A 23,286-nucleotide genomic window follows, 5' to 3' on the forward strand; every position below is an offset into this window, starting at 1 on the left:
CGACGCAATCGAAAAGGCCCGGCGGGTTTTTCCGCCGGGCCTTTTTGTATGCCGCGTTTCAAGCGCCGCGGCGCATCGACGGTGTTCCGCCTAGGCCGCCCGGATGGCCGCGAGGAAGGTCGAGACTTCCTGATGAAGCGCGTCGGCCCATTGCGACAGGGTTCTGGCGGACTCCAGAACCTCGGCGGCGGCGGTGCCGGCCTGCGTGGCGGCGCCGTTGACGTCGGCGATGTTGCCGCTGACCTCCTGGGTGCCGCGCGCCGCCTCGACGATGTTGCGCGAGATCTCGCCGGCGGTGGCGTTCTGCTCCTCGGTCGCGGCGGCGATGGTGGCGGAGATCTCGTTGATCGACGCGATGGTGGCGCCGATCCCTTCGATCGCCGCCACCGTGCCCTGGGTCGCCGACTGCACGGAGGCGATCTGCGCCGAGATTTCCTCGGTGGCCTTGGCGGTCTGGTTGGCGAGGCTCTTGACCTCCCCCGCCACGACCGCGAACCCCTTGCCGGCCTCGCCGGCCCGCGCCGCCTCGATGGTGGCGTTCAGCGCCAGCAGATTGGTCTGGGCGGCGATGCCCTGGATGAGCTTGACGACGTCGTCGATGCGCCCGGCGGCGCTGGCCAGGCTGCGCACGCTGTCGCTGGTCTGCCCGGCCTCCGCCACCGCCTTCCCGGCGATTTCGTTTGAACGGGTGACCTGACGGCCGATCTCCTGGATCGCGGCGGTCATCTCTTCGCTGGCCGCCGCGACGGTCTGGACGTTGGTGGCGGTCTGCTCGGCGGCGGCGGCGGTGGCGGTCGATTGCCGGTGGGTCTGATCGGCCAGCGCCGCCATCAGGCCCGCCGACTGGCTCATCCCGGCGGTGGAGGCGCCGAGCTTGCTCAGGATGTCGGCGGACTTGCGGTCGAAGCCGCGGATCAGATCCTCCAGCGCCCGCGTCCGCTTTTCCTTGCTAACAACCTCGGCCTTGCCGGTTTCGGTCAGACGGACGCGCTCTTCGGCGCCGTCCTTCAGCACTTGAAGCGCGCGGGCCATGTCGCCGATCTCGTCGGTGGCGGTGGGCTGCGGAATCTCGACGGCGAGATCGTTTTGCGCCAGCCGCAGGATTGCGGCGGTCAGCCGGTGCAGGCGGCGGATGACCTGCCGGAACATCAGCAGCAGCGCCAGGCCGAAGGCCGCCAGAATGGCCGCGATGACCGTCAACGCGATGCCCAACTGCCACCACGCCCGGCTCAGGGTGTCGGCGTTCTGTTCCTTGGCGTTGACCAGCGCCGCATCCCGCATCACCAGGATGTTGTTCAGCATCGGGCCGGCCCACTTGTTCCATTCGGCGTAGGTGACGGGCGGCGGCGCGCGGTCCCGCGCCGCGGCGAGGGCGGCCTGGAAGCGCGCCTCGCCATCCGACATCACCGTCGCCTTCATATGGTCCAACGCCTTCACGAGGTCCGGAGGACTGCCCATGGCCTCGACCGCCTTCCCGATCTGCTGCCAGAGCAGGGCGATCTTGCCGGTCATTTCGGTCAGGGTCTTGATGCGCTCGGGGGTCTGCTCCGTGCCATTGACAAAAATGGCGAGGAAGGAGGAGCGGACCCCATCGATGTCACGCAGGTCCTGGGCCGTGCGGGCGAGGCTGGTGGTCGAAAGCAGGGTTTGATCCGCTTTTATCGTCGCGCGGAAGGCTTCGTCGGTGGCTTTTCCTCCCAGATCGCTTGCCTTCGCAAGCCCGTCGACCACGGTGGCATAGGCGTTGGCGGGACGGGAGGAGGGAGGCTGCATCAGCGCATTCCGTCCGTCCGTCCGCATCGTCTTCAATTCCGCGGTGAGACGGTCGATCGTCGCCGTCGGCAATCCAGCCGCCGCGAAGCGCTGCCGCGCCGCGCCAATGGACTCGTCGAGCGCGGCGCCCGTCGTTTCGAGCCGCTTGTTCGTCTCGGCGTCCAACTGGCCGGAAACCCCGAAGGCATAGCCCCACGCCGACCGTTCAGTGGGCACCTTGGAGCCGATCGCGATGGCGGTTTCGTACGCGGCAAGGTTGCGTTGCGCTTCCAGTTGCGTGCGCACGTCGGATACCGCGTCGTACGCGATGTACCCGGCCAGGCAGAGTGGGACGACGGCCATAATCGCGTTGGCCGTAATGATTTTTCCGATAATTCTCATCCCGGTCTCCCTATGACCTTCAAGGACGAAGGACACTGCGCGGCTTTTTGTTATCTGCTCGGATTGTTAATTTTCCTATAATTTCACAAACAGACTAAAATTGAAAATCTTTGGGAAGTGAGTGGTGTTTTGGTGATGCGCAAAGCGGCTTTGCTTCCTCGTTGCCCGGTGCTTGTCCGATTGCTTTCAGCCGTGACGCGATCGATCGCGCCGGCCCGTGGTGGTTGAAGCCAGACTTGCGTCACGACACATCCGGCGCCGCCCGGTCCGGATGGGGGTGACGGGCTGATCCTCAAGACAACTCTCGCCGGGTGGCCGTTCCGTGCCGATGCCTCGACGATGTCGACTTCCCCGCGGGTGTCCGCCGCCTCGTGCAGCGGGGACCGAGTCGCTGGCGATGATCCGGCAGACCTTCCACCGAGCGATCCCATGCGCAGCGGTGACGGCATTTCCATGGTCTCGATCAATGCATTGGCGTCATGCGCGCCGTCGCCCTTCCGCCGCGCGGCCAGGACGGCCATGCTGGGCGCCGACCATTCTGAAGGGGAACCTCGCCGATGACTCCGCCGACCTTCGTCACCTTGCGCAGAGCCCTGCTCACCCTGGCTGTCGCCGTTCCCGCCGTCTTGACCGCCGGTGCCGTCCTCGCCCCCGCGGCGCCGGCCCTGGCGGAGGTGCCGGGCCAGCAGCGGACCCAGGCGCCGGGCTTCTACCGCATGGCCATCGGCGATTTCGAGGTCACCGCGCTGTATGACGGCTTCATCGACCTCGACCGCAAGATCCTCAGCGGCGCCAGCGCCGATGACATCCAGAGCCTGCTCGCCCGGATGTTCCTGGCCGACACGCCGAGCGTCCAGACGGCGGTGAACGCCTATCTGGTGCACACCGGCGCGAACCTCGTCCTAGTGGACACCGGGACGGCCAAGGCCTTCGGTCCGGCGCTGGGCTTCATCGCCGACAACATCCGCGCCGCCGGCTACAACCCGGAACAGGTGGACACGGTGCTGCTGACCCACCTGCACCCGGACCACGCCAACGGCCTGCTGCGTCCGGACGGCGCCATGCTGTTCCCCAACGCCACGGTCCATGTCGCCAAGGCCGACGCCGACTTCTGGCTGAGCGAGGAGGTGGCGGCCAAGGCCCCGGCCGACAGCCAGCCCTTCTTCGCCATGGCCCGCGCGGCGGTGGCGCCCTACGCGGCGGCCGGCAAGCTGAAGCCCTACCAGCCCGGCGACAGCCTGGTTCCCGGCGTGGAATCGGTGGCGGCCTACGGCCACACGCCGGGGCACAGCGGCTATCTGTTCACGTCGGGGGAGCGCAGCATCCTGATGTGGGGTGACATCGTGCACAGCCACTCCGTGCAGTTCGCCCGCCCGGAGGTCGTCATCGAGTTCGACGCCGACAAGGCGCAGGCCGTCGCTTCCCGCAAGAAGATCTTCGCCGACGCCGCGGCGCAGAAGCTGTGGGTGGCCGGCGCCCATCTGCCCTTCCCCGGCATCGGCCATGTCCGCACCGAAGGCAAGGGCTACGCCTGGGTCCCGGTGGAGTTCGGCCCGATCCGCGCCGACCGCTGAGGATTGATCGTGATCGCCACGCTCAGTTTCGGGGCGTGGCGGTCACGCCGAGGCGGGCCAGTTCTTCCACGATCATCGTCACCATCCGCGGGATCACCGCCTCGATCTCCGGTGACATCATCAGGCCGGTGCCGAGCGCCATCGGCACGCAGCCGACCACCGTCACGCTCTCCGGCGCCTCGTCCTGCAGGCGCAGCGAGGCCAGCAGGTCGCTGAGGCCGAGCTGGTGGGGCGACAGCTTGCCCTTGAAATAGGCCGGAACCTCGTCGCCGCGCAGCACCGTCAGCGTGGCCGGTGGGGCGCCGGTCTTCACCGCGTCCACCGCGATCAGGTTCTTGTGGCTGGCGATGAGGTCCAGCATGTCCATGCCGCAGGTGCCGCCGTCCACCACGCTGACGTGATCGGGCACGGTCCAGGCGGCGTCGAACGCCTCCATGGCGCGCACGCCCACCCCTTCGTCCATCAGGAGGATGTTGCCGAGGCCGAGGACGAGGATGGACATGGGGCGGGGACTCCGTTCGATGATTTTGAAACAGAAGGATGAGGCGTGATCGGCGCCGGGCGCCGTGAACTGGATCAATCGGCCTGAACAGGCGACGCGAAAAGCCCCTCCTCCGTGGGGAAGAGGGGCTTTCGGCCGGTCAGAAGGCTTGGATCAGACGACCTTCACCTGATAGTGCGACTTCGTTTCCGTGTCGGTCAGGTGCACGGCGCAGGCCAGGCACGGGTCGAAGCTGTGCAGGGTGCGGATGATCTCCAGCGGCTGGTCGGCGACCGCCACCGGATTGTCGATCAGGGCCGCCTCGTAGGCCGAGATGTTCCCGTCCTCGTCGCGCGGGCCGGCGTTCCAGGTGGTCGGCACGACCGCCTGGTAGTTCTTGATCTTGCCGTTCTCGATCACGACCCAGTGCGAGAGCATGCCGCGCGGCGCCTCGTGGAAGCCGAAGCCGCGGATCTCTCCCTTCGGGAACACCGGCTTGTTGAAGGTCTTGGTGTCGCCCTTCGCGATGTTCTCCATCAGCAGCTTCCACTGGTTCTGCAACTCCTCGTGCAGGACCACGCAGCGCACCGCGCGGGCGGCGTGGCGGCCGATGGTGGAGTGCAGCGCGTCGACGCCGACCTTGCTGCCGAGATGGCCCGACACGGCGTCGAGCACCGCGTTGACCCAGAACTGCGTGCGCTGGTGGCCCGAGGCGTACATGCCCAGCACGTTGGCCAGCGGGCCGACCTGGGCGCGCTTGTCGTAGAAGGTCGGCGACTTGATCCAGCTGTACTTGCCGTCGTCCTGCCAGTCGGTGAAGTTCGGGATCGTCTCGCCGTCGTAGGGGTGCAGGGGACCCTTGCCGCCCTGGTACCAGGAATGCTTCACGCTCTCCTTCACGCCCTTCTCGAAGTAGGGGTCGTGGAAGTCCTTGATCGGGGTGAAGCCGTTGACGAGGTCGCCGCCGTCGATGTAGCCGGCGGGCAAGGCGAACGTGGTGCCCTTGGTGTCCAGCGGCATGTCCGGGATGGACAGATAGTTCACCACGCCGCGGCCATACTGCGTCCAGTCGGCGTAGAAGGCGCCGATGGCCGCCACGTCGGGGATGTAGACCTGGGTGATGAAGTCGCCCACCTCGTCGATCAGCTGCTTGATGTACATCAGCTTTTCGAGGGTCAGGGTGGACTGGCTGTCCATGTTGATCGGGTTGGTGACGCCGCCGACCGCCATGTTCTGGATGTGCGGCGTCTTGGAGCCGAGGATCGCCACCACCTTGTTCATGCGCCGCTGGTAGTCGAGCGCCTGGAGATAGTGGGACGCCGCCATCAGGTTGGCTTCCGGCGTCAGCTTCATCGCCGGATGGCCCCAGTAGCCCGAGCCGAAGATGCCGAGCTGGCCGGAGTTGATGAAGGCCTGCAGCTTCTTCTGGGCGGTGGCGAATTCCTGGGTGCTGTTCTTCGGCCAGCCGGAGATCGACTGGGCCAGCTTGGCGGTCGCCGCCGGGTCGGCCTTCAGCGCCGACACGATGTCCACGAAGTCGAGCGCCGACAGGTGATAGAAGTGGACGATGTGATCGTGGACGTTGTGGGCGCCCTGGATCATGTTGCGGATGTACTGGGCGTTGAGCGGCACCTCCAGCTTCAGCGCGTTCTCCACCGCGCGGACGGAGGTGATGGCGTGCACCGTGGTGCAGACGCCGCAGATGCGCTGGGCGAAGACCCAGGCGTCGCGCGGGTCCTTGCCCTGAAGGATCAGCTCGATGCCGCGCCACATCTGGCCCGACGCCCAGGCGTTGGTGACCTTGCCGCCGTCCACTTCACAATCGACCCGCAGGTGACCCTCGATGCGGGTGACCGGATCTACAACAACTCGCTGAGCCATAACGAAAGTCTCCTAAACTCAGCCGTGCTCGGGATGGACGGCGTGCATGACGGGCAGCTTCTTCACGAAGAGGAGATACAGCGCGATCTCCAGCGCGAAGACGCCGACGGTGATCATGATTTCCTTGACCGAGGGGAAGTAATGCCAAGGACCGACCGCCGGCGTGAAGCCGATGAGATAGACGTTCAGGCGGTAGAGAATGCCCGCCGCCAGCAGGAGCGAGGCCGCCAGGAACAGCGCCCGCGACCGGTTGCGGTTGGCCTTGGGGATCAGCAGCGCGAGGCCGGAGATCATCAACACCATTTCCGCGATGAACCAGCCGGACTGCGGGCCGCCGAAGATCTGGCCGATCTGGCCGCGCACGATCAGGTCTACGAAGCGCAGCACGACGAACAGCGAGGCGACGACCAGCATCAGGCCCGACAGCTTCGACAGCACCGGCGTTTCCATCGGGCGGCGGAAGTTCAGCGAGGCCATGACCGATTCCCACACCACGATGGCGAAGCCCATCAGGATGGCGGTCAGCAGGAAGAAGACCGGCAGCATCTGCGACTGCCACAGCGGCGACAGCTTGTGCCCGACGATGACCATCATGGTGCCGAGCGACGACTGGTGCATCGTCGGCAGCAGGACGCCCAGCGCGATGAAGACCCACAGCACCTTGTTCAGCTTGGCGCGCAGCCCCTCGATCCCGACGCGCTCCAGGAAGGCCGGGGCGAACTCCACCACCAGCACCAGCGTGTAGGTCGCCACGCACAGGCCGACCTCCAGCATCACGGAGTTCGGCTGCGCGTACCACGGCAGCATCATGTGGTAGAAGTTCCAGTAGCGGCCCAGATCGACCAGCACCGCCAGACCGGCGAGGCCGTAGCCGAACAGGCTGGCCAGCACCGCCGGACGGACCAGCGGGTGGTACTCGCCGCGGTTCAGGATGTAGCAGAGCAGCGCGATGACGTAGCCGGCGCAGCCGAAGGCCGAGCCGATCACCACGTCGATGGCCACCCAGATGCCCCAGGGATAGCCGTCGTTCAGGTTTGACGCGGCGGCCAGCCCCTGCGTGTAGCGCTGGAACAGGATGACGCCGGCGATGGCGACCAGGGTGGCGCAGATCAGGAAGGGAAGGGTGAGGACCCGGCCGCCGAGCGGCTGATGCTCATGCCCATGATGCTCTTTAACGTGCGAAGACATGGCGCGGCCCCCTCACTCGTCGGTGTGGTTCTTGGTGTTGCGGTGCGCCAGATAGGCGAGACCGGCGAACACCGTGGCGGGGGCGATCATGCCCGCGTAGAGCGTGTGCTGGATGCCTTCCGACAGGGTCGGATAGCCGTTTTCCGGCACGTTGGTGGGCAGGTTCAGTTTGTCGAACGGCACGGCGGACACCGCGAGGCACTGGGTGCCGCCCAGTTCCTTCTCGCCGTAGATGTGCGTCTGGTAGGCCGCCTCGACGAGCTTCTCATGGCCGGAGCGCGGGCCGCCGACCTTGCCGGCGATGTCGCCGCGCGGGAAGTGCGTGTACTCGCCGACCTTCAGCGCGGTGCGGCGCTTGGCCTCCGCCTTGAGGTCCTCCGTGCGGCCGAACAGCGTCGCCCCGGTGGGGCAGACGTCGGCGCAGCCCGGAAGCTCGTTCTTGGCGAGCTGCTGCTTGCAGAGCTGGCACTTTTTGATCTCGCCGAAGGCGTCGTTGTAGTCGTACTTCGGCACGCCGAACGGGCAAGACAGCACGCAGTAGCGGCAGCCGATGCAGGCGCTCGGGTCGTGGTTGACGATGCCGGTCTTCGCGTCCTTGGTCATCGCCGACACCGGGCAGACCGACACGCAGGACGGATCGGCGCAGTGCAGGCACTGCCGCTTGATAAAGGCGAAGCCGTTCTCCGCCGCGTCCTTGGTGGCACCGGTGCCGTGGCTGTAGGCCTTGATGACGTTCAGCGTCTTGGCCGACAGCTCCACCGGGCTGTCGTAGATCGGCTTGTCGCCCCCCCCAGCGTTCCAGCCCTGCTGGGCCGGGCCGACGTCGGGCGGCATGTGGTTGACCTCCTTGCAGGCGGTCACGCAGGCCTTGCAGCCGATGCACAGCGTGCTGTCATAGAGCAGGCCGACCGCGTCGGGCGGCAGCGGCTTGGGCGGGCGGACCAGCGCGTTGGCCTCCGGCGGGGCGGCGACCACCGTGGTGCAGGCCGCTGCGGCGGCCGCCGCGCTGCCCTTGACCGCGTTCCGCAGGAAACCGCGCCGTGAGACCGATGTCCTGCTTTTCGACATCATGTTCTTTGACATGGCGTCACCTCACTCGGCGGCGGTGGAGGAGGAATCGGTCTTCGCGTCCTGCTTGCCGAGCCGGCTGGAAATGACGGCGCCGGCGCCGACCGCCGCGCCGGCGATGCCGGCGACCACCGCCGCGGCCCCGGCGGAGATGCCCTCGCCCTTGTCCACGGCGACCGCCGGGTAGCTGTTCGGCGGCGCCACCGACTTCAGCGAGGCCAGCTCATGGATGCCCTTGGTGAAGCCGACGCCCTTCTCGGTGCAGCCGAAGCAGGGGTGGCCGGTGCCGACCGGCCAGGTGCCCTGGCCGACGTCGTTGAAGCCGACGGACGGACAGTTCGCGTAGGTCTCCGGCCCCTTGCAGCCGAGCTTGTAGAGACAGTAGCCCTGGCGGTGGCCGTAGTCGCCGAACTCCATGGCGAAGCGGCCGGCGTCGAAATGCGGGCGGCGCTCGCAGTTCTCGTGGATCAGGCGGCCATAGGCGAACTTCGGGCGCATTTTGTCGTCCAGCTCCGGCAGCTTGCCGAAGGCGACGAAATGCAGGACCAGCGAGAGGAAATTGTAGGGGTTCGGCGGGCAGCCGGGGACGGAGACGACCGGCTTGTCCTTGATGATCTCGTTCAGCCCGACGGCGCCCGTGGGATTGACGCCGGTCGACGGCCAGCCGCCCCAGGAGGAGCAGGAGCCCATGGAGATGACGGCGGCGGCGCCCTTGGCGCATTCCAGCACGGCGTCCTTGTAGGTCTTGCCGGCGACCTTGCAGTAGACGCCCCCGTCCTTCGTCGGGATGGAGCCGTCGGTGACCATCAGGTACTTGCCCCAATTGTCCTTCATCGCCTGCTGCTTCCAGTTCTCGGCCTGGTGGCCGGAGCCGGTCATCAGCGTCTCGTTGTAGTCGAGCGAGATGGTGTCGAGGATCAGCGTCTCGAGCGACGGGTGGTGGGTGCGCAGCAGCGATTCGGTGCAGCCGGTGCAGGCCTGGCCCGACAGCCAGATCACCGTCGGGCGCGGCGCGGCCACGGCGGCGTTGGCGATCTTCACGCCGAAGGCGGGGGACAGGCCCAGCGTGGCGGCCACGCCCGTGCAGTAGGTCAGGAATTCCCGGCGGGACAGGCCGGCCAGCGCACCCTCATACTCGTCGAGATCGCCGATGTGCTCGGCGTCGAGATCCACATGTCCGTCGGGCATGATTTCCCCCAAAGACCCTTTTGCATTGATCTGCTGGCTGCCCGGTTGCCGGACGCCGGATGCGCAGCACGCCACGACGCGTCCTGGGAACCCCCGAGGCGGGAAACCCATGGTGCGGCGTAATCCCTATCAATTGTAGGGGTATTTGGGCGCGAAACGCTCGCCGGCATTGCACCAGTTTCGATGCGGGCGCGGCATTGATCTACATCAAATAGAGTATGAGGCGGGTAAGCTTCGAACGCGGAGAACGCATAAGCGGAAAGGATGCGTCGGGAAAAGCCTCCTCTCCGGCGCGAAAGCCGGAGAGGAGGGGAGGAGGTCAGACCGCCTTCATCTGACGGGTGAAGTCGTCCACATCGGTTTGCAGGGTGCGCGCGTGGACCGACAGGCCCTTGGCGGCGCTCAGCAGGCCACCGGCGGCTTCCCCGGTGTGGTCGGCGGACTGCGACACGCCGGAGATGGTCGAGGAAACCTCCTGCGTGCCGATCGCGGCTTCCTGCACGTTGCGGGCGATTTCCTGGGTGGCGGAGCCCTGCTGCTCCACCGCGGCGGCGACGTTGGTGCTGATGTCGCTGATCCGCTCGATGGTGCCGACGATGCCGCTGATCGCGCCGACCGCCTGCTGGGTCTCGCTCTGGATGGCGACGATCTGCGCCGAGATCTCCTCGGTGGCGCGGGCGGTCTGGTTGGCGAGGCTCTTCACCTCCTGCGCCACCACGGCGAAGCCCTTGCCCGCCTCGCCGGCGCGCGCCGCCTCGATGGTCGCGTTCAGCGCCAGCAGGTTGGTCTGGCTGGCGATCTCGGTGATGAGGTTGACCACCGCGCCGATCTTCTCCGCCGCCTGGGCGAGGCCCTGGATGGTGCTGTTGGTGCGCTGGGCCTCCCGCTCCGCTTCGCTGGCGATGCGGGCGGCCTCGCCGAGGCGTTGGCTGATCGAGCCGATGGAGGTGGACAGCTCCTCGGTCGCCGCCGCCACGGTCTGGACGTTGCCGGTGGCCTGTTCCGCCGCCGCGGCGACGGTCGAGCTGCGGCGCGAGGCGTCGGCGGCGGAATGGGTGAGCGATTCGGCGCTGCTGCGGATGTTGTCGGCCTCCCCGTTCAGGGTCCGGCACAGCCCCTCGATCTTCTGGGCGAAGCCGTGGGTCAGGGCTTCCAGCCGTTCCTGACGCTGGCGGCGCACCTCGATCTCGCGGCGCTCCTGCTCGGCCAGATCGGTGGCGCGCCGCAGCCCGTCGCGGAAGACCAGCACGGCCTCGGCCATGTCGCCGACCTCGTCGCCCTGGCCGGTGCCGGGCACCTCGGCCGTGGTGTTGCCGGCGGCGATGGTCTTCATCGCCGCGGTCATGCGGGCGATGGGGCGCGCGATCATGTCGCGGGCGACCAGCACGGCCAGCAGGATGCCGAAGAGCACGCCGCCGACGCCGATGGCGAGCATCAGGGTGGTCCAATGCCGGCGCGCCGACACCAACTCGTCGTGCAGGCGGTCGATCATGCCGTCATGATCGGCGCTGAGCGTCTGGATCGCGGCGTTGAGCGCCTGACGGTTGCTGCGGTTGGCGTCGTTGTCGCCGTAGGTCCGGGCTTCCGCCGATCCCTTCTCACGGGCGAGGCGCACCAGCTCCGTGCGGAAGCGGATGAACTCCTCCGCCTTCGCCGCCACCGGGGCCAGCGCGGCCTGCCCCTCCGCCGGGGTGAGGCGCTTCAAGGTGCCGAGCCGCTCGCCAAGGGTGTTCAGGCTGTCCAGCAGGGGCTTGCCGAACTTGTCCACCTCGGCCCGGTCGCGGGCCATGTAGACCCCGCGCGAATCCATGACGACGGCCAGGACGAGGCCGTTGAGCTGCTCGCCCAGCACCTGCCGGTCCGACGCGCGTTCGATCGCCTCGGACTTGCCGGCCAGATCCTGCATGGCGGCCAGTCCCATCAGGCCGGTCACCGCGGCCACCGCCGCCTGCAGCCCCACGAGAAGATAGACCTTTGGTCCGATCTTTAGCTTCTTAAGCGCTTTCAACATGCTGGACGTCCCCATTGCGGCGGTCTTGGGCCGCCTCTGTGCATGACGATAATGAGGTGCCCATAGGTTTCCGAAGCGTTAAATCGTTCTATGACACGTTGCCGCGTCATCATTGGGCGGCAACTGGGCGAAACGCATATTGTTTTTTAGGCGAACTAATTTTTTGAGGAATAGCGAAGGTCCCGGCGTGTTTGTCTTCATGTAGGGGCAACGCATTGGACCGGGCTGGTGGATCATGAAACCCATCGCCTCCATCATCGGAAAGATCGCTCAATCCTTCGTTGCCGTTCTGCTGCTGGCGATGACGGCTTGCGGAGACGACGGCGGGACCCGTTGGGCGCGTTACGGCGTCGGCTATGGCGGAAGCGAGCCGGTCTACACGCTGGGCCTCGGCCTTCCGGCGTACCGGCTGGAGCCGCGCAGCTATTGGAACTATCCGGACTACCGTGGCTCCGGGCCGGTGATTGAAATGGCGAGTCGTCCAGGGACCTGACCGCGCGACTTGATGTTACGGAAAATCCGATTGAAGGGCCTCGCCCGGCCATTTACCTAAAGATGAATTGGAACGGTCAGGACGAGGCGGAGCGATGGCGGTCACACGGGACGAACTGAAGACGCGCATCGGTCAGGCCCTGGGCGAGACCAAGGCCGATCTGGTCATCAAGAACACCCGTTTCCTCAATGTCGTCACCGGCGAGACCGCCGCGGGCGACATCGCCATCTGTGGCGACCGGATCGTCGGCACCTATGAGTCGTACGACGGGGCGGAGGAGATCGACGGGCGCGGGCTGACCGTCGTTCCGGGCTTCATCGACACCCACGTCCATTGCGAATCCACCTGCGTCACGCCGATGGAGTTCGACCGCTGCGTCCTGCCGCGCGGCACCACCACGGCCATCTGCGACCCGCACGAGATCTGCAACGTGCTGGGCGAGAAGGGCTTGCGCTACTTCCTCGACTGTGCCGAGGGGACGGTGCTGGACCTGCGGGTGCAGCTCTCCTCCTGCGTTCCGGCGACGGAGCTGGAGACGTCCGGCGCGCGGCTGGAGGCGGCGGACCTGCTGCGCCACAAGGACCACCCGAAGGTGCTGGGGCTGGCGGAATTCATGAACTTCCCCGGTGTCTTCCACAAGGTGGACGGGGTGCTGGACAAGCTGGCCGCCTTCGACGGGCGCCACATCGACGGCCACGCCCCGCTGCTCAGTGGGCGGGAGCTGAACGCCTACCTGTCCTGCGGCATCCGCAACTGCCACGAGACGACCAGCGCCCCGGAGGCGATGGAGAAGCTGCGCAAGGGCATGCAGGTGCTGATCCGCGACGGGTCGGTGTCGAAGGACGTGCACGCCCTGGCCCCGGTGATCCAGCCGGAAACCTCGCCCTTCCTCGGTTTCTGCACCGACGACCGCAACCCCCTCGACATCGCCGAGGAGGGGCATATGGATCACCTGATCCGCAGCGCGATCCGGCTGGGCGCCCCGCTGACCCATGTCTACCGCGCGGCCACATGGTCGGCGGCGCGCGGCTTCGGCCTGTTCGACCGTGGGCTGGTGGCGCCGGGCCAGCGCGCCGACCTCGTCCTGCTGGATGATCTGGAGGAGTGCGCGGTCAACCGGGTCATCCGCAACGGGCGGGTGGTGACGCCGGAGATTTTCGCCGGCCGTCCGGCGGTCAGCCCGGTGGGCCTGCGCTCCGTCAAGCTCCAGCCGGTGACGGCGGAGGACTTCGCGGTGCCGGCCCGCGGCTCCGTCCAGTCGGTGATCGGCGTGCTGCCCGGCAAGATCATCACCGCCCATCTGCGGCTGGAGGTGCCGGCCAGGGACGGCAAGCTGGTGGCCGATCCCGACCGCGATATCCTGAAGATCTGCGTCTTCGCCCGCCACGGCACCAACCAGAATGTCGGTCGCGGCTTCGCCAGCGGCTTCCACATCCGCGAGGGCGCTTTGGCTTCCTCGGTCGGGCACGACAGCCACAACATCTGCGTGGTCGGCGCCTCGGACGAGGACATGGCCATCGCCGTCAACCGCCTGATCGAGCTTCAGGGCGGCTTCGTCGCGGTGCGCAACGGTCGGGTGGTGGGGGAACTCGCCCTGCCGCTGGCCGGGCTGATGAGCCTGGAGCCCTTCGAGACGGTGGAGCGCCATCTGCGCCGCCTGCGCGCCTCGGTGAAGGAGATGGGCTGCCCGCTGGCCGAACCCTTCCTGCAACTGGCCTTCCTGCCGCTGCCGGTGATCCCGCATCTGAAGATCACCGACCGCGGGCTGGTGGACGTCGACGCATTCGCGCTGGTGGAAGCGTGACCCCGGCAATTCCTGCCGGACGGGGTGCGGATCTTGCCGGCCCCTTCGGCAGGAGCCCCGGCTCAACCCGTTGAAAATCATGGAATGCCAATTGGCCCGCCGCCTGCAAGGAGCGGCCCGACGAACGCGAAGAATGCCGGTCGGAGGGGCGTGCCATGGTTGGAATGAGCGACATCAGCGGCTTGGCGCAGAGCCTTCAGACGTCCATCGACGCGGCGATGAAGCGCGTCCAGGAGCAGGCCAAGCAGGCGACCGACGCCAAGCCCAGCGGCCAGGTCCAGGAGTATGAGCAGACCGTCCGCAAGTCCGCCCTGAACGCGGCACCCTTCGCCACCAACGTCGGCACGCTGGTGAAGGACACCAGCCGCCTCAACGTGCTCAGCACGCTGGCCGCCAACGATCCGGCGGACTTCTACAAATTCACGCTGGCGACGCCGGGGGAGGCCACCCTCGGCCGGGTCGGCGACACGGGCGTGCGCGTCCAGTTGATGGACAAGCAGGGCAAGATCGTCGCCGACAGCAACAGCGAGGCCGGCTCAACCTACGACGCTTATAAGAAGTTCGAGGCGGGCACCCTGTCGCTCGACCGCGGCGACTACACGCTGCGCGTCTCCCGCGACAAGGGCGTGGCGGCCAAGGAGGAGAAGAATTACGGCCTCCAGCTCCGCATGGGCGACTACAGCAAGGACTACGACACCATCGCCAAGCAGCCGGTCAAGGGCGACAACCCGCTCCAGCAGACGCCGCAGCTCCAGCGCCTGACCTCCCTGCTGACCGGCGGCACCACGACCAGCTCCGGCGCGCTGGGCATCCTCACCGGGGGAAGCAGCGGCTACAGCGGGCGCGGGTCTCTGCTGAACGGGCTTTTCTGAGGCGCCGGAACGTTCTCATCTTCCGCCTGCAGACGAGGCTGATCCGTTGTCGTTGGTGCGCCGTCAGGCCGCGAGGCGCAGCGACGCGGCGCCGAGCACGATGACCACACCGGAGGCCAGACGCACCGGCCCGACCCGTTCCTTGAGCACCAGGGCGGCCAGCGCCATGGCGAACAGGATCGAGGTTTCGCGCAGCGCCGCCACCACGGCGACCGGCGCCAGGGTCATCGCCCACAGGGCGAGGCCGTAAGAGGCGATGCTGGCCGCCCCGCCGCCCAGCGTCACCATCCAGCGCCGGCGGGCGTGGCTCAGGAAGCCCTTGGCATCGCGCAGCAGCGCACCCCCCACCATGGGCACGCTCAACAGCAGGAAGCACCACAGCGTGTAGCCGGCCGGCGCGCCGGACAGCCGCACGCCGATGCCGTCCACCACCGTGTAGGCGGCGATCACCAGGGCGTTGGCGAGCGCGCAGGCGTTGCCCCGCCACGATCCCGACGGGGCCGATCCCCGCCCCAGCAGGGTCAGCCCGAGGATGCCGCCGCAGACCAGCACCGTTCCCGTCCAGGCACCGGCGGACAGGCCCTCGCCCAGCAGGGCGCCGCTGCACAGGGCCACGATCAGCGGCGGCGTGCCGCGCATCAGGGGATAGGCGTGGCTCATCGCCCCGTCGCGATAGGCGGCGGCGAGCAGGCGGAAATAGGCGACGTGCAGCACCGCCGTCACACAGAGGTAAGGTGCGCTGGCGAGCGATGGTGAGGGAAGGAAGGGAAGCAGCAGCAGGGCGATGAAGGCGGACCCGGCGACCACCAGGACCGCGTCGGAACGGCTGCCGCCGCCGGCCTTCAGCGCGGTGTTCCAGCCGGCATGAAGAAGGGCGCCGGCCAGGACGGCGAGAAGGGCTTCGGTGGGCAAGGCGGGAGCCGGTTGGCGAGTGGTGAAGGGATGGGGCGGCACGGGAGGAGGGACGCATGCGGCCCGCCGGATGGCAGGATACACGCATAGGTCCGGTGTCCGACAGTCCGATTGCCCGGCGGCGTTCTTTGCGTTAAGCGTTCGCCATGTCGACCGAAAGCCTCCCGACCGAAAGCCTCCCGTCCGCCGCGGCGTCAGCCCCGGCCGCCGTCCGCCGCGCCACCGCCATTGGCGGGCTGGCCATCCTGATGTGGTCCACGCTGGCGCTGTTGACGGCGCTGTCGGGAACCATTCCGCCGTTCCAACTCGTGGCGATGTCCTTCGGCGTCGCCTTCATCGTCGGGACGGCGGCAGGGGCCGCGCGGGGCAAGGACGTGATCGGCGTGCTGCGCCAGCCCTGGCAGGTCTGGCTGCTCGGCGTCGCCGGGCTGTTCGGCTACCACTTCTTCTATTTCCTGGCCTTCCGCCTCGCTCCCGGTGCGGCGGTCGAGGTCAATCTGCTGAATTATCTCTGGCCGCTGCTGATCGTGCTGTTCTCCGCCCTTCTGCCGGGGGAGCGGTTGAAGCGCGGCCATGTGCTGGGCGCGCTGTGCGGGCTGGCCGGGACGGTGCTGATCGTGACCGGCGGCGCGCGCGGCCTGTCGCTCGACGCCGGGGACACGCCGGGCTACCTGTCGGCGATGGCCGCGGCGGTGCTCTGGGCGTCCTATTCGGTGCTGTCGCGCCGTTTCGGCGATGTCCCGACCGAGGCGGTCGGCGGCTTCTGCCTCGCCACGGCGGTGCTGGCCGGGCTGTCGCACCTGCTGTTCGAAACCACCGTGGCGCCGTCGGGCGGCGAGTGGCTGGCGGTGCTCGCCATGGGGATCGGGCCGGTCGGCGCGGCCTTCTTCGTCTGGGATCACGGGGTGAAGCGCGGCGACATCCGGGCGCTGGGCGTGCTGTCCTACGCCACGCCGCTGACCTCCACGCTGCTGCTGATCCTGTTCGGACAGGCGGCGGGGGGCTGGACCGTCTGGGCCGCCTGCGCGCTCATCATGGGCGGCGCCGTGCTGGCCAGCCGTGACGTTCTGCGCGGGTGAGGCTTTTACGGCGCGCGGTCGGCGGTCCTTGACCACTGCGTGTGGAGGGCGGCGATGTCGCCCGCGCAGAGCAGCGGCATGGCCTCGGCGATCTGTTCGATCGGCCAATCCCACCAAGCCATCTCCAGAAGTTGGGCGATGTCGGAGTCAGGGAACCGCTTGCGGATCGGCTTCGCCGGGTTCCCGCCGACGATCGTATAGGGCTCGACGTCTTTGGTGACGAGCGCCCGGCTGCCGATGATGGCGCCGTGACCGATTTTGACGCCCGCCATGATCATGGCTTCCGAGCCGATCCAGACATCGTTTCCGATGACCGTGTCTCCGGCGGGCGCGTATCCGTCGCGTGCTCCGGCAAAAGCGGCTTCTTCCTTCATGTAGAAGAAGGGGAAGGTCGAAACCCAATCGTTTCGATGTCCCTGATTGCCCGCCATGATGAAGGAGGCACCCGAACCAATCGAGCAGAAGCTTCCGATGATCAGCTTGTCCACATCGGTTCGGTCGGGTATCAGGTACCGGGCGCAGTCGTCAAAAGAGTGGCCGTGATAATACCCTGAATAATAGCTGTAACGCCCAACGATAATATTTGGATTCCTCACCTGTTCAGACAGCATCTTTCCTTTGAAGGGTGATTCGAAAAAATTCGACATAATTGCTATTTTCCGTTACCGATGCAGGCAAGTATAAAGACGATGAAGCGCCCGCAGATGGCTCACCCCGGCTCCCATCCTTCCGGCGCCATTTCGAAGCCGGAGAATTCGAAGGCGGGGGACACGGTGCAGCCCACCAGAACCCAACCCTCCGTGGGCCGCGCCGCCTGCCAAGCGTGAGCCGGAACGACCCCCTGCGGGCGCTGGCCGCCCGCAAGGTCCATCCCGAGGATTACCCGCTCCACCGACCGCCCATCGGTCGAGATGGACAACTCCAGCGGCCCCCCGGCGTGCCAGTGCCACATCTCCACCGCGTCCACACGGTGCCAGTGGGAGCGTTCGCCCGCCTGCAGCAGGTAGTGGATGCCGGTCTTGACCCCGCGTCCACCGCCCGGCGGAGCGTCCCGGAAGGTTTCCACATAGTGGCCGCCTTCCGGATGGGGCTGCATGCCCAGCATCGCGATGATGCGGTCGGGGGTCAGGGACTCCATGGCGTCGTCCCTTTTCACGCCGGAGGCGGCGCGGTGCGGCGGAAGCTGTCGAGGTCGGAAGCCGAGGCGAACCACACAGCCAGCTCCGGGCGGCCCACCCGCCAATCCTCATGACCGAACCGGAAGTCGAGGTAGCCGAGCGCCACCAGGATGGACAGTGTGCCGATGGTCAGCGTGCTGTCCAGCCCCGCGGCCTCGGTCTCCAGAACGTCGAGCGCGCGGGCGACGGCGCGGCGCTGGCGGTCCGCCCAGGAGTCGGAGCGCTCGCCGTCCGGTCGCTGAAGCTCCAGGCGGCGCAGGATGGCGGCGTCGCAGATGCCGTCGGCCAGGGCCTGCTGGCGCAACGCCGTCCAGCGCGCCGGGCCGGAGAGCGGGAACAGGCGCGATCCGTCGTGCAGCGAGTCCAGATACTCGGCGATCACCGGGCTGTCGTAGAGCGCCGAGCCGTCATCCAGGATCAGGGCCGGCACCTTGCCCAGCGGGTTGTCCCCCGGCAGGTCGGTGTCGGGCGCCCAGGCGTTGGTCACCTGCTTCTCGACCGTCGAATCCAGCCCGCATTCGATGAGGACCATCGCGACCTTGCGGACATAGGGCGAGGTCGGGCTCCAGCGCAGCTTCATGAAAATCTCTCCTCCCGTTCGGTGGGCGTCAGGGTAATGCGGCGGCGCCGATTTTCAAAAGCGATCCTTGCGGCTGCGGATCTCGGCGAAGACCGCCACCGGGTCGGCGCCGGGCATGCCGAGGGCGGCCTGGACCTCCGGCACGTCGGCGCGCAGGAAGGGGTTGGTGGCCTTCTCGACGCCCAGCGTGGAGGGGATGGTCGGCTCCCCGCGCCCGCGCTGGGCGGCGATGTCCGCCGCGCGGGCCGTCAGGGCGGTGTTGTCCGGTTCCACCGTCACGGCGAAGCGGGCGTTGGACAGGGTGTATTCGTGGCCGCAATAGACGCGCGTGTCGTCCGGCAGGCCGCGCAGCTTGACCAGCGAGTCCCACATCTGGGCGGGCGTGCCCTCGAACAGCCGCCCGCAGCCGAGCGCGAACAGCGTGTCGCCGGAGAACAGCGCCCTGGCCTCCGGAAACCAGAAGGCGATGTGGCCGGAGGTGTGGCCGGGGACGAAAAACACCTTTGCGGTGAGCGATCCGAACGAAATGGTCTCGCCTTCGCCCAGGCACGTCTCCATATCGGGAATGCGGGCGACGTCGGCGCGCGGGCCGATCACGTCAGCGCCGTATCGCGCCTTCAGCGCGTGGTTGCCGCCGATGTGGTCGTTGTGATGGTGGGTGTTGAAGATGTGCGTCAGCGTCCAGTTGCGCCGTTCCAACTCCGCCAGCACGGGCTGCGCGTCGCCGGGGTCGACGACACCCACGGCGCCGCTGGCCGGGTCGCGCAGGAGGTAGATGTAGTTGTCGGCGAACGCCGGAATCAGGTGGATGTCCATGGCCTTGGGCCCCTCCCGCATGAATGGACGTTTGATCGAAACGTGATAGCCTGGGATGACCATGTACACCGATATCGTCGATCTCCGTGAATTCTACGAGTCCGGGCTGGGTCAGGCGGCTCGGCGGATGATCCGCCGGCGCATCCGCACCATCTGGCCCGACCTGCGCGGGCAGATCGTGCTGGGGATCGGCTACACGACGCCGTACCTGCAACCCTTCCGCGACGAGGCGGAGCGGGTGTTCTCCATCATGCCGGCGACCCAGGGCGTGACCTTCTGGCCGCCCGGCGGGCCGGGGCTGGTGGCGCTGGGCGATGAGGCGGACCTGCCGCTGGCCGACATGTCGGTGGACCGCGTGCTGCTCGTCCACGGGCTGGAGGGGACGGAACAACTCCGCCCGATGATGCGGGAGATCTGGCGCGTGCTGGCCGGCGGCGGACGGGTGCTGGTGGTGGTGCCGAACCGCCGCGGCCTGTGGGCGCGGGCCGACTGGACGCCCTTCGGCCATGGCTTCCCCTATTCGGCCTCGCAACTGAAGCAGGTTCTGCGCGACACCATGTTCGTGCCGGAGCGCACCGGGCACGCCCTGTTCCTGCCGCCGCTGCGCTCCCGCTTCCTGATGAAGACCGCCCCGGCCTGGGAGGAGGTTGGTTGCCGCTGGTTCAAGGCCTTCGCCGGGGTCACGATGATCGAGGCGTCCAAGCAGATCTTCGCCGGGGTGTCGCGCAAGACCCAGCAGCCGGCCAAGCGCCGCCTGATCGTCCCCCTTCCCGGTGGTGCTGCCCCGGCCCGCCGCCCGGCGGGGTCCGGCGCGTGGCGGGTGTCGGAGGAGCCGTAAGTCTTGCTCCCGAGCCGTTGCGGTTTGTAACATCTCGGTTCACCGCAGCGGATCGGACCCCATGGCGAAGGCGAGCGTTCTCATCGTCCCCGGACTCGGCAATTCCGGTTTGGACCACTGGCAAAGCTGGCTGCAACAGCGCCATCCGTCCTTCATACGGGTCGAGCAGGCCGATTGGGACGCGCCGGCCCTGGAGGATTGGGTGCGGTCGCTGGAGGAGGCCGTGGCGGCCGCGGCAGAACCGGTGGTTCTGGTCGCCCACAGCCTGGGCTGCATGACGGTGGCCCATTGGGCTTTGCGGAGCGGATCGTCGGTGGCCAAGATCGCCGCCGCCCTGCTGGTTGCCCCGCCCGACGTCGAATCGGCGGAGCACACGCCGCCGGAGGTTCACGGCTTCGCCCCGGTGCCGACGGACCCGCTGCCCTTCCACACGGTGGTGCTGGCCAGCCGCAACGATCCCTATGCCCGCGCCGAGCGCTCCTGCGGGTTCGCGGTGGGGTGGGGCGCCGACTTCATCGATGCCGGCGACCTTGGACACATCAACACCGCCGCCGGCTACGGTTCCTGGCCGGACGGCGAGCGGCTCGTGCTCGATTTGCTGCGCGCGGTGGACAGCGGCGCTTGAGCCGCTATTGCGGCTGACCGGTCACCGTCTTCACGCCCTCGCCATAGGTGAATTCCGGCGCCCGCGCGAGTTCGGCCGCCGGAAGGTCCAACGTCGGCGGTGTGGAGCCGTCGGCACCGGCCGCCGCGCCCGCGATGTCGGTGCGCAGCATGCTGACCGGCAGGGACCGCAATTTCCCGTCCGCGCCGCTCCCCTCGGCGGGCGCCAGCACGATCCGTTCGATCGAGGCGGCGCTGCCATCCAATGTGAAATCCTTGATGGAGCCGCCGGGCTGGCCGTCGCGGGTGCGCACCTCCTTGCCGATCAGGGTCCGCGCCTCGTCGGGAGTCAGCAGATGGGGGATCGCGGCGACCGACGGGGCCGCGCGCTGCATCTCGTCCGACGGCGCCGCGCCGCCCATTCCCTCCGGCGAGACTGCGGGCGGGGTGGCCGGGGTGTCGTCGGGGCGCGGTGCCGTCATCAGCGGGGGACGGGCGGCGTCCGGTGACGCCTGCGGGGCCTGCGGAGTCTGGGCCGACGCGGCGGCGGACAGCAGCAGGGCGGCGGCCGATGCGGCCAGGACGGACGGGGGGACGAGGCGCATGGTGCGTGGCTCCCGCGGGACGGATGTTGAACGGACTTCGCCTATCAACAGCGGCAGCGGGGCAGGGGTTGCATCGCCGGGAACCGGCGGGGACCGATCAGTCGCGGCGCAGCAGGAAGACGCCCTGTTCGCCCAGCAGGTTGGCGAGCCCGGAATGGGCGTGGCCGGTGACCCGGCCGGCGCGGTTCACGATCATGCAGCGCTCGATGCGGATGCCCATTTCCTCCGCCAGGACGACGAAGTCCTTGATCGTGCAGAAGTGGATGTTGGGCGTTTCCCACCACTGGTAGCCCAGCTTTTCCGTCACCGGCATCCGCCCGGTCAGCAGAAGCTGTGTGCGGATGCGCCAATAGCCGAAGTTGGGCACCGACACGATGGCCCGCCGCCCGATGCGGGTCATCGTCTCCAGGACCGTCCGCGGCTCGCGCATCGCCTGGAGGGTCTGGCTGAGGATCACGTAGTCGAAGGCGCCCGGCGGGTAGTCCTTCAGGTCGGTTTCGGCGTCGCCCTGGATGACCGACAGACCCTGGACCACGCACTGGTGCACGCCGTCCATCGACAACTCGATCCCGCGCCCGTCCACCCCCTTCTGCCGGGACAGGAAGGCCAGCAAGGCACCGTCGCCGCAGCCGACGTCCAGCACGCGGCTGCCCGGCTCCACCATTTCCGCGATCAGCTTCAGGTCGGTGCGGATGCCGTTGCCGGAGGCGGTGCGGGCGGATGGCTGATTGTCGTCGAGGGGGCTCATGGTCTGGATGTCCGTGTCAGGCCGCGGTGCTCGGCGCATCCCTCCAGGAAGCCGCGGATCACCTGATGGAATTCCGGCTCGTCCAGCAGGAAGGAGTCGTGGCCCTTGTCGGTGCGGATCTCCACGAAGCTGACGTTGGCCGCCACCGCGTTCAGCGCGTGCACGATGGCCCGCGATTCGGAGGTCGGGAACAGCCAGTCGCTGGAGAAGCTGGCCAGGCAGAAGCGCACCGGCGTGCCCTTGCCGTCCTTGCGGAAAGCGTTGGACAGGGTGCCGCCCCCGTAGTCCGCCGCGAGGTCGAAATAGTCCATCGCCCGCGTGATGTAGAGGTAGGAGTTGGCGTCGAACCGCTCCACGAAGGTGATGCCCTGGTGGCGCAGGTAACTCTCCACCTGGAAATCGGCGTCGAAGCCGTAGGTGACGGTCTGGCGGTTCTGCAGGTTGCGCCCGAACTTGCGGTGCAGCGCCGGCTCCGACAGGTAGGTGATGTGCGCGGCCATGCGCGCCACCGCCAGCCCGCGGTGGGGGCGGGTGCCCTCCAGCAGGTAATTGCCGCCGGCCCAGTCCGGGTCGGCCATGATCGCCTGCCGGCCGACCTCGTGGAAGGCGATGTTCTGCGCCGAGTGGCGGGCCGCCGTGGCGATGGGCACCGCGGCGAAGACCGACTCCGGATAGGCGACGGCCCATTGCAGCACCTGCATGCCGCCCATAGAGCCGCCGATCACGCAGAAGAGTTGGTCAATCCCGAGATGCTCCACCAGCAGCTTCTGCGCGCGCACCATGTCGCCGATGGTGATGACGGGGAAGCCGAGGCCGTAGGGCTTGCCGGTCGCCGGGTCGATCTCCTTCGGGCCGGTGGAGCCCATGCAGCCGCCGATCACGTTGGAGCAGATGACGAAATAGCGGTCGGTGTCGACCGGCTTGCCCGGACCGACCAGCATCTCCCACCAGCCGGACTTGCCGGTCACCGGATGCTGGTCGAGCACGTAATGGTCGCCGGTCAGGGCGTGGCAGATCAGGATGGCGTTCGACCGGTCGGCGTTCAGCGCGCCGTAGGTCTGGTAGGCGACCTCGAAGGGACCCAGCTCCGCCCCGCTGTCCAGCCGCATGGGCTTGTCCACCCCGAGCGTGACCCGGTGGCCGGGCATCGTCGCGGGTTTGGCAGGCACGGCGGCGGGGTTCGGCGCGGACATGACGGGTCAGGGGCCTCCGG

At 67.9% G+C, this 23,286-nt stretch carries 22 protein-coding genes; 7 read left to right on the forward strand and 15 right to left on the reverse strand.

The features are described from left to right. Positions 1–90: 90 nt before the first annotated feature. Positions 91–2,115 carry a methyl-accepting chemotaxis protein gene (locus JJL56_RS00800; protein WP_247890892.1) on the reverse strand — a complete coding sequence of 675 codons (2,025 nt, stop codon included), beginning with the start codon at positions 2,113–2,115 and terminating at the stop codon, positions 91–93. Between the two features lie 596 nt (positions 2,116–2,711). Between JJL56_RS00800 and JJL56_RS00805 the strand changes: the two genes are divergently transcribed. Beyond that, entirely contained in the window at positions 2,712–3,728 is a 1,017-nt protein-coding gene (locus tag JJL56_RS00805) for an MBL fold metallo-hydrolase (RefSeq protein WP_145624000.1), read from the forward strand. A gap of 22 nt (positions 3,729–3,750) precedes the next feature. Here JJL56_RS00805 and JJL56_RS00810 read toward each other — a convergent pair whose 3' ends face one another. From JJL56_RS00810 to JJL56_RS00835, 6 genes are all read right to left on the reverse strand, one after another. Further along, positions 3,751–4,230 carry a HyaD/HybD family hydrogenase maturation endopeptidase gene (locus JJL56_RS00810; protein WP_200483828.1) on the reverse strand — a complete coding sequence of 160 codons (480 nt, stop codon included), beginning with the start codon at positions 4,228–4,230 and terminating at the stop codon, positions 3,751–3,753. A gap of 153 nt (positions 4,231–4,383) precedes the next feature. After that, positions 4,384–6,090, reverse strand: coding sequence for a nickel-dependent hydrogenase large subunit (locus JJL56_RS00815; RefSeq protein ID WP_145623995.1), 1,707 nt, complete (start codon positions 6,088–6,090; stop codon positions 4,384–4,386). Positions 6,091–6,108: 18 nt separating this feature from the next. Next, positions 6,109–7,278 carry a Ni/Fe-hydrogenase cytochrome b subunit gene (hybB, locus tag JJL56_RS00820; RefSeq protein WP_200483829.1) on the reverse strand — a complete coding sequence of 390 codons (1,170 nt, stop codon included), beginning with the start codon at positions 7,276–7,278 and terminating at the stop codon, positions 6,109–6,111. A 12-nt stretch (positions 7,279–7,290) separates the two neighbouring features. Further along, the gene (gene hybA, locus JJL56_RS00825) at positions 7,291–8,361 is read right to left on the reverse strand and encodes a hydrogenase 2 operon protein HybA (protein ID WP_200483830.1); all 1,071 of its coding nucleotides are present in this window, start codon (positions 8,359–8,361) and stop codon (positions 7,291–7,293) included. Between the two features lie 9 nt (positions 8,362–8,370). Continuing rightward, a complete protein-coding gene (locus JJL56_RS00830; protein ID WP_186452835.1) occupies positions 8,371–9,534 on the reverse strand; it encodes a hydrogenase small subunit in 1,164 nt (387 codons plus the stop codon). Between the two features lie 319 nt (positions 9,535–9,853). Beyond that, positions 9,854–11,545: a methyl-accepting chemotaxis protein gene (locus JJL56_RS00835; RefSeq protein ID WP_145623991.1), complete on the reverse strand. Its 1,692-nt coding sequence runs from the start codon at positions 11,543–11,545 to the stop codon at positions 9,854–9,856. Positions 11,546–11,780: 235 nt separating this feature from the next. Here JJL56_RS00835 and JJL56_RS00840 point away from each other — a divergent pair, with 235 nt between their 5' ends. From JJL56_RS00840 to JJL56_RS00850, 3 genes are all read left to right on the forward strand, one after another. Continuing rightward, positions 11,781–12,038 (forward strand): hypothetical protein, encoded by a 258-nt coding sequence (locus JJL56_RS00840; protein ID WP_145623989.1) that lies wholly within the window; start codon positions 11,781–11,783, stop codon positions 12,036–12,038. Between the two features lie 94 nt (positions 12,039–12,132). After that, a complete protein-coding gene (gene ade / locus JJL56_RS00845) occupies positions 12,133–13,842 on the forward strand; it encodes an adenine deaminase (RefSeq protein WP_145623987.1) in 1,710 nt (569 codons plus the stop codon). A gap of 155 nt (positions 13,843–13,997) precedes the next feature. Further along, a complete protein-coding gene (locus JJL56_RS00850) occupies positions 13,998–14,714 on the forward strand; it encodes a hypothetical protein (protein WP_145623985.1) in 717 nt (238 codons plus the stop codon). Between the two features lie 63 nt (positions 14,715–14,777). Here the strand turns inward: JJL56_RS00850 and JJL56_RS00855 are convergent, their stop codons facing one another. Beyond that, positions 14,778–15,626, reverse strand: coding sequence for a DMT family transporter (locus tag JJL56_RS00855; RefSeq protein ID WP_186452834.1), 849 nt, complete (start codon positions 15,624–15,626; stop codon positions 14,778–14,780). Positions 15,627–15,772: 146 nt separating this feature from the next. On the opposite strand from JJL56_RS00855, the gene yddG reads away from it, so the two are divergent. After that, positions 15,773–16,705, forward strand: coding sequence for an aromatic amino acid exporter YddG (gene yddG / locus JJL56_RS00860; RefSeq protein ID WP_145623981.1), 933 nt, complete (start codon positions 15,773–15,775; stop codon positions 16,703–16,705). Between the two features lie 5 nt (positions 16,706–16,710). Here yddG and catB read toward each other — a convergent pair whose 3' ends face one another. The 4 genes from catB to gloB all read right to left on the reverse strand — a co-directional run bounded on the left by catB (position 16,711) and on the right by gloB (position 19,279). Continuing rightward, a complete protein-coding gene (gene catB, locus JJL56_RS00865; RefSeq protein ID WP_145623979.1) occupies positions 16,711–17,352 on the reverse strand; it encodes a type B chloramphenicol O-acetyltransferase in 642 nt (213 codons plus the stop codon). Between the two features lie 62 nt (positions 17,353–17,414). Further along, entirely contained in the window at positions 17,415–17,843 is a 429-nt protein-coding gene (locus JJL56_RS00870; protein ID WP_200483832.1) for a cupin domain-containing protein, read from the reverse strand. A 14-nt stretch (positions 17,844–17,857) separates the two neighbouring features. Further along, entirely contained in the window at positions 17,858–18,463 is a 606-nt protein-coding gene (locus JJL56_RS00875; protein WP_145623975.1) for a glutathione S-transferase N-terminal domain-containing protein, read from the reverse strand. Between the two features lie 54 nt (positions 18,464–18,517). After that, positions 18,518–19,279: a hydroxyacylglutathione hydrolase gene (gloB, locus tag JJL56_RS00880; protein ID WP_200483833.1), complete on the reverse strand. Its 762-nt coding sequence runs from the start codon at positions 19,277–19,279 to the stop codon at positions 18,518–18,520. A gap of 61 nt (positions 19,280–19,340) precedes the next feature. On the opposite strand from gloB, the gene JJL56_RS00885 reads away from it, so the two are divergent. Next, positions 19,341–20,117 carry a class I SAM-dependent methyltransferase gene (locus tag JJL56_RS00885; protein WP_186452843.1) on the forward strand — a complete coding sequence of 259 codons (777 nt, stop codon included), beginning with the start codon at positions 19,341–19,343 and terminating at the stop codon, positions 20,115–20,117. 61 nt (positions 20,118–20,178) lie between these two features. Continuing rightward, positions 20,179–20,742 (forward strand): RBBP9/YdeN family alpha/beta hydrolase, encoded by a 564-nt coding sequence (locus tag JJL56_RS00890; RefSeq protein WP_145623969.1) that lies wholly within the window; start codon positions 20,179–20,181, stop codon positions 20,740–20,742. Between the two features lie 4 nt (positions 20,743–20,746). Here JJL56_RS00890 and JJL56_RS00895 read toward each other — a convergent pair whose 3' ends face one another. The 3 genes from JJL56_RS00895 to metX all read right to left on the reverse strand — a co-directional run bounded on the left by JJL56_RS00895 (position 20,747) and on the right by metX (position 23,266). Further along, the gene (locus JJL56_RS00895; RefSeq protein WP_145623967.1) at positions 20,747–21,325 is read right to left on the reverse strand and encodes a PRC-barrel domain-containing protein; all 579 of its coding nucleotides are present in this window, start codon (positions 21,323–21,325) and stop codon (positions 20,747–20,749) included. A gap of 97 nt (positions 21,326–21,422) precedes the next feature. Continuing rightward, positions 21,423–22,073 carry a methionine biosynthesis protein MetW gene (gene metW / locus JJL56_RS00900; RefSeq protein WP_145623965.1) on the reverse strand — a complete coding sequence of 217 codons (651 nt, stop codon included), beginning with the start codon at positions 22,071–22,073 and terminating at the stop codon, positions 21,423–21,425. After that, entirely contained in the window at positions 22,070–23,266 is a 1,197-nt protein-coding gene (gene metX / locus JJL56_RS00905) for a homoserine O-acetyltransferase MetX (RefSeq protein ID WP_200483834.1), read from the reverse strand. The genes metW and metX overlap by 4 nt, the downstream gene beginning before the upstream one ends. Between the last annotated feature and the right edge of the window lie 20 nt (positions 23,267–23,286).

The organism is Azospirillum aestuarii (genome assembly GCF_016632405.1).
GTDB lineage: Bacteria > Pseudomonadota > Alphaproteobacteria > Azospirillales > Azospirillaceae > Azospirillum > Azospirillum aestuarii.

Excerpts from the sequence above, each read along its gene's own strand:
- JJL56_RS00800 (WP_247890892.1), bottom strand. The coding sequence starts at position 2,115 with ATGGCCGTCGTCCCACTCTGCCTGGCCGGGTACATCGCGTACGACGCG.
- JJL56_RS00805 (WP_145624000.1), top strand. The coding sequence starts at position 2,712 with ATGACTCCGCCGACCTTCGTCACCTTGCGCAGAGCCCTGCTCACCCTG.
- JJL56_RS00810 (WP_200483828.1), bottom strand. The coding sequence starts at position 4,230 with ATGTCCATCCTCGTCCTCGGCCTCGGCAACATCCTCCTGATGGACGAA.
- JJL56_RS00815 (WP_145623995.1), bottom strand. The coding sequence starts at position 6,090 with ATGGCTCAGCGAGTTGTTGTAGATCCGGTCACCCGCATCGAGGGTCAC.
- hybB (WP_200483829.1), bottom strand. The coding sequence starts at position 7,278 with ATGTCTTCGCACGTTAAAGAGCATCATGGGCATGAGCATCAGCCGCTC.
- hybA (WP_200483830.1), bottom strand. The coding sequence starts at position 8,361 with ATGTCAAAGAACATGATGTCGAAAAGCAGGACATCGGTCTCACGGCGC.
- JJL56_RS00830 (WP_186452835.1), bottom strand. The coding sequence starts at position 9,534 with ATGCCCGACGGACATGTGGATCTCGACGCCGAGCACATCGGCGATCTC.
- JJL56_RS00835 (WP_145623991.1), bottom strand. The coding sequence starts at position 11,545 with ATGTTGAAAGCGCTTAAGAAGCTAAAGATCGGACCAAAGGTCTATCTT.
- JJL56_RS00840 (WP_145623989.1), top strand. The coding sequence starts at position 11,781 with ATGAAACCCATCGCCTCCATCATCGGAAAGATCGCTCAATCCTTCGTT.
- ade (WP_145623987.1), top strand. The coding sequence starts at position 12,133 with ATGGCGGTCACACGGGACGAACTGAAGACGCGCATCGGTCAGGCCCTG.
- JJL56_RS00850 (WP_145623985.1), top strand. The coding sequence starts at position 13,998 with ATGGTTGGAATGAGCGACATCAGCGGCTTGGCGCAGAGCCTTCAGACG.
- yddG (WP_145623981.1), top strand. The coding sequence starts at position 15,773 with ATGTCGACCGAAAGCCTCCCGACCGAAAGCCTCCCGTCCGCCGCGGCG.
- catB (WP_145623979.1), bottom strand. The coding sequence starts at position 17,352 with ATGTCGAATTTTTTCGAATCACCCTTCAAAGGAAAGATGCTGTCTGAA.
- JJL56_RS00870 (WP_200483832.1), bottom strand. The coding sequence starts at position 17,843 with ATGGAGTCCCTGACCCCCGACCGCATCATCGCGATGCTGGGCATGCAG.
- JJL56_RS00875 (WP_145623975.1), bottom strand. The coding sequence starts at position 18,463 with ATGAAGCTGCGCTGGAGCCCGACCTCGCCCTATGTCCGCAAGGTCGCG.
- gloB (WP_200483833.1), bottom strand. The coding sequence starts at position 19,279 with ATGGACATCCACCTGATTCCGGCGTTCGCCGACAACTACATCTACCTC.
- JJL56_RS00885 (WP_186452843.1), top strand. The coding sequence starts at position 19,341 with ATGTACACCGATATCGTCGATCTCCGTGAATTCTACGAGTCCGGGCTG.
- JJL56_RS00890 (WP_145623969.1), top strand. The coding sequence starts at position 20,179 with ATGGCGAAGGCGAGCGTTCTCATCGTCCCCGGACTCGGCAATTCCGGT.
- JJL56_RS00895 (WP_145623967.1), bottom strand. The coding sequence starts at position 21,325 with ATGCGCCTCGTCCCCCCGTCCGTCCTGGCCGCATCGGCCGCCGCCCTG.
- metW (WP_145623965.1), bottom strand. The coding sequence starts at position 22,073 with ATGAGCCCCCTCGACGACAATCAGCCATCCGCCCGCACCGCCTCCGGC.
- metX (WP_200483834.1), bottom strand. The coding sequence starts at position 23,266 with ATGTCCGCGCCGAACCCCGCCGCCGTGCCTGCCAAACCCGCGACGATG.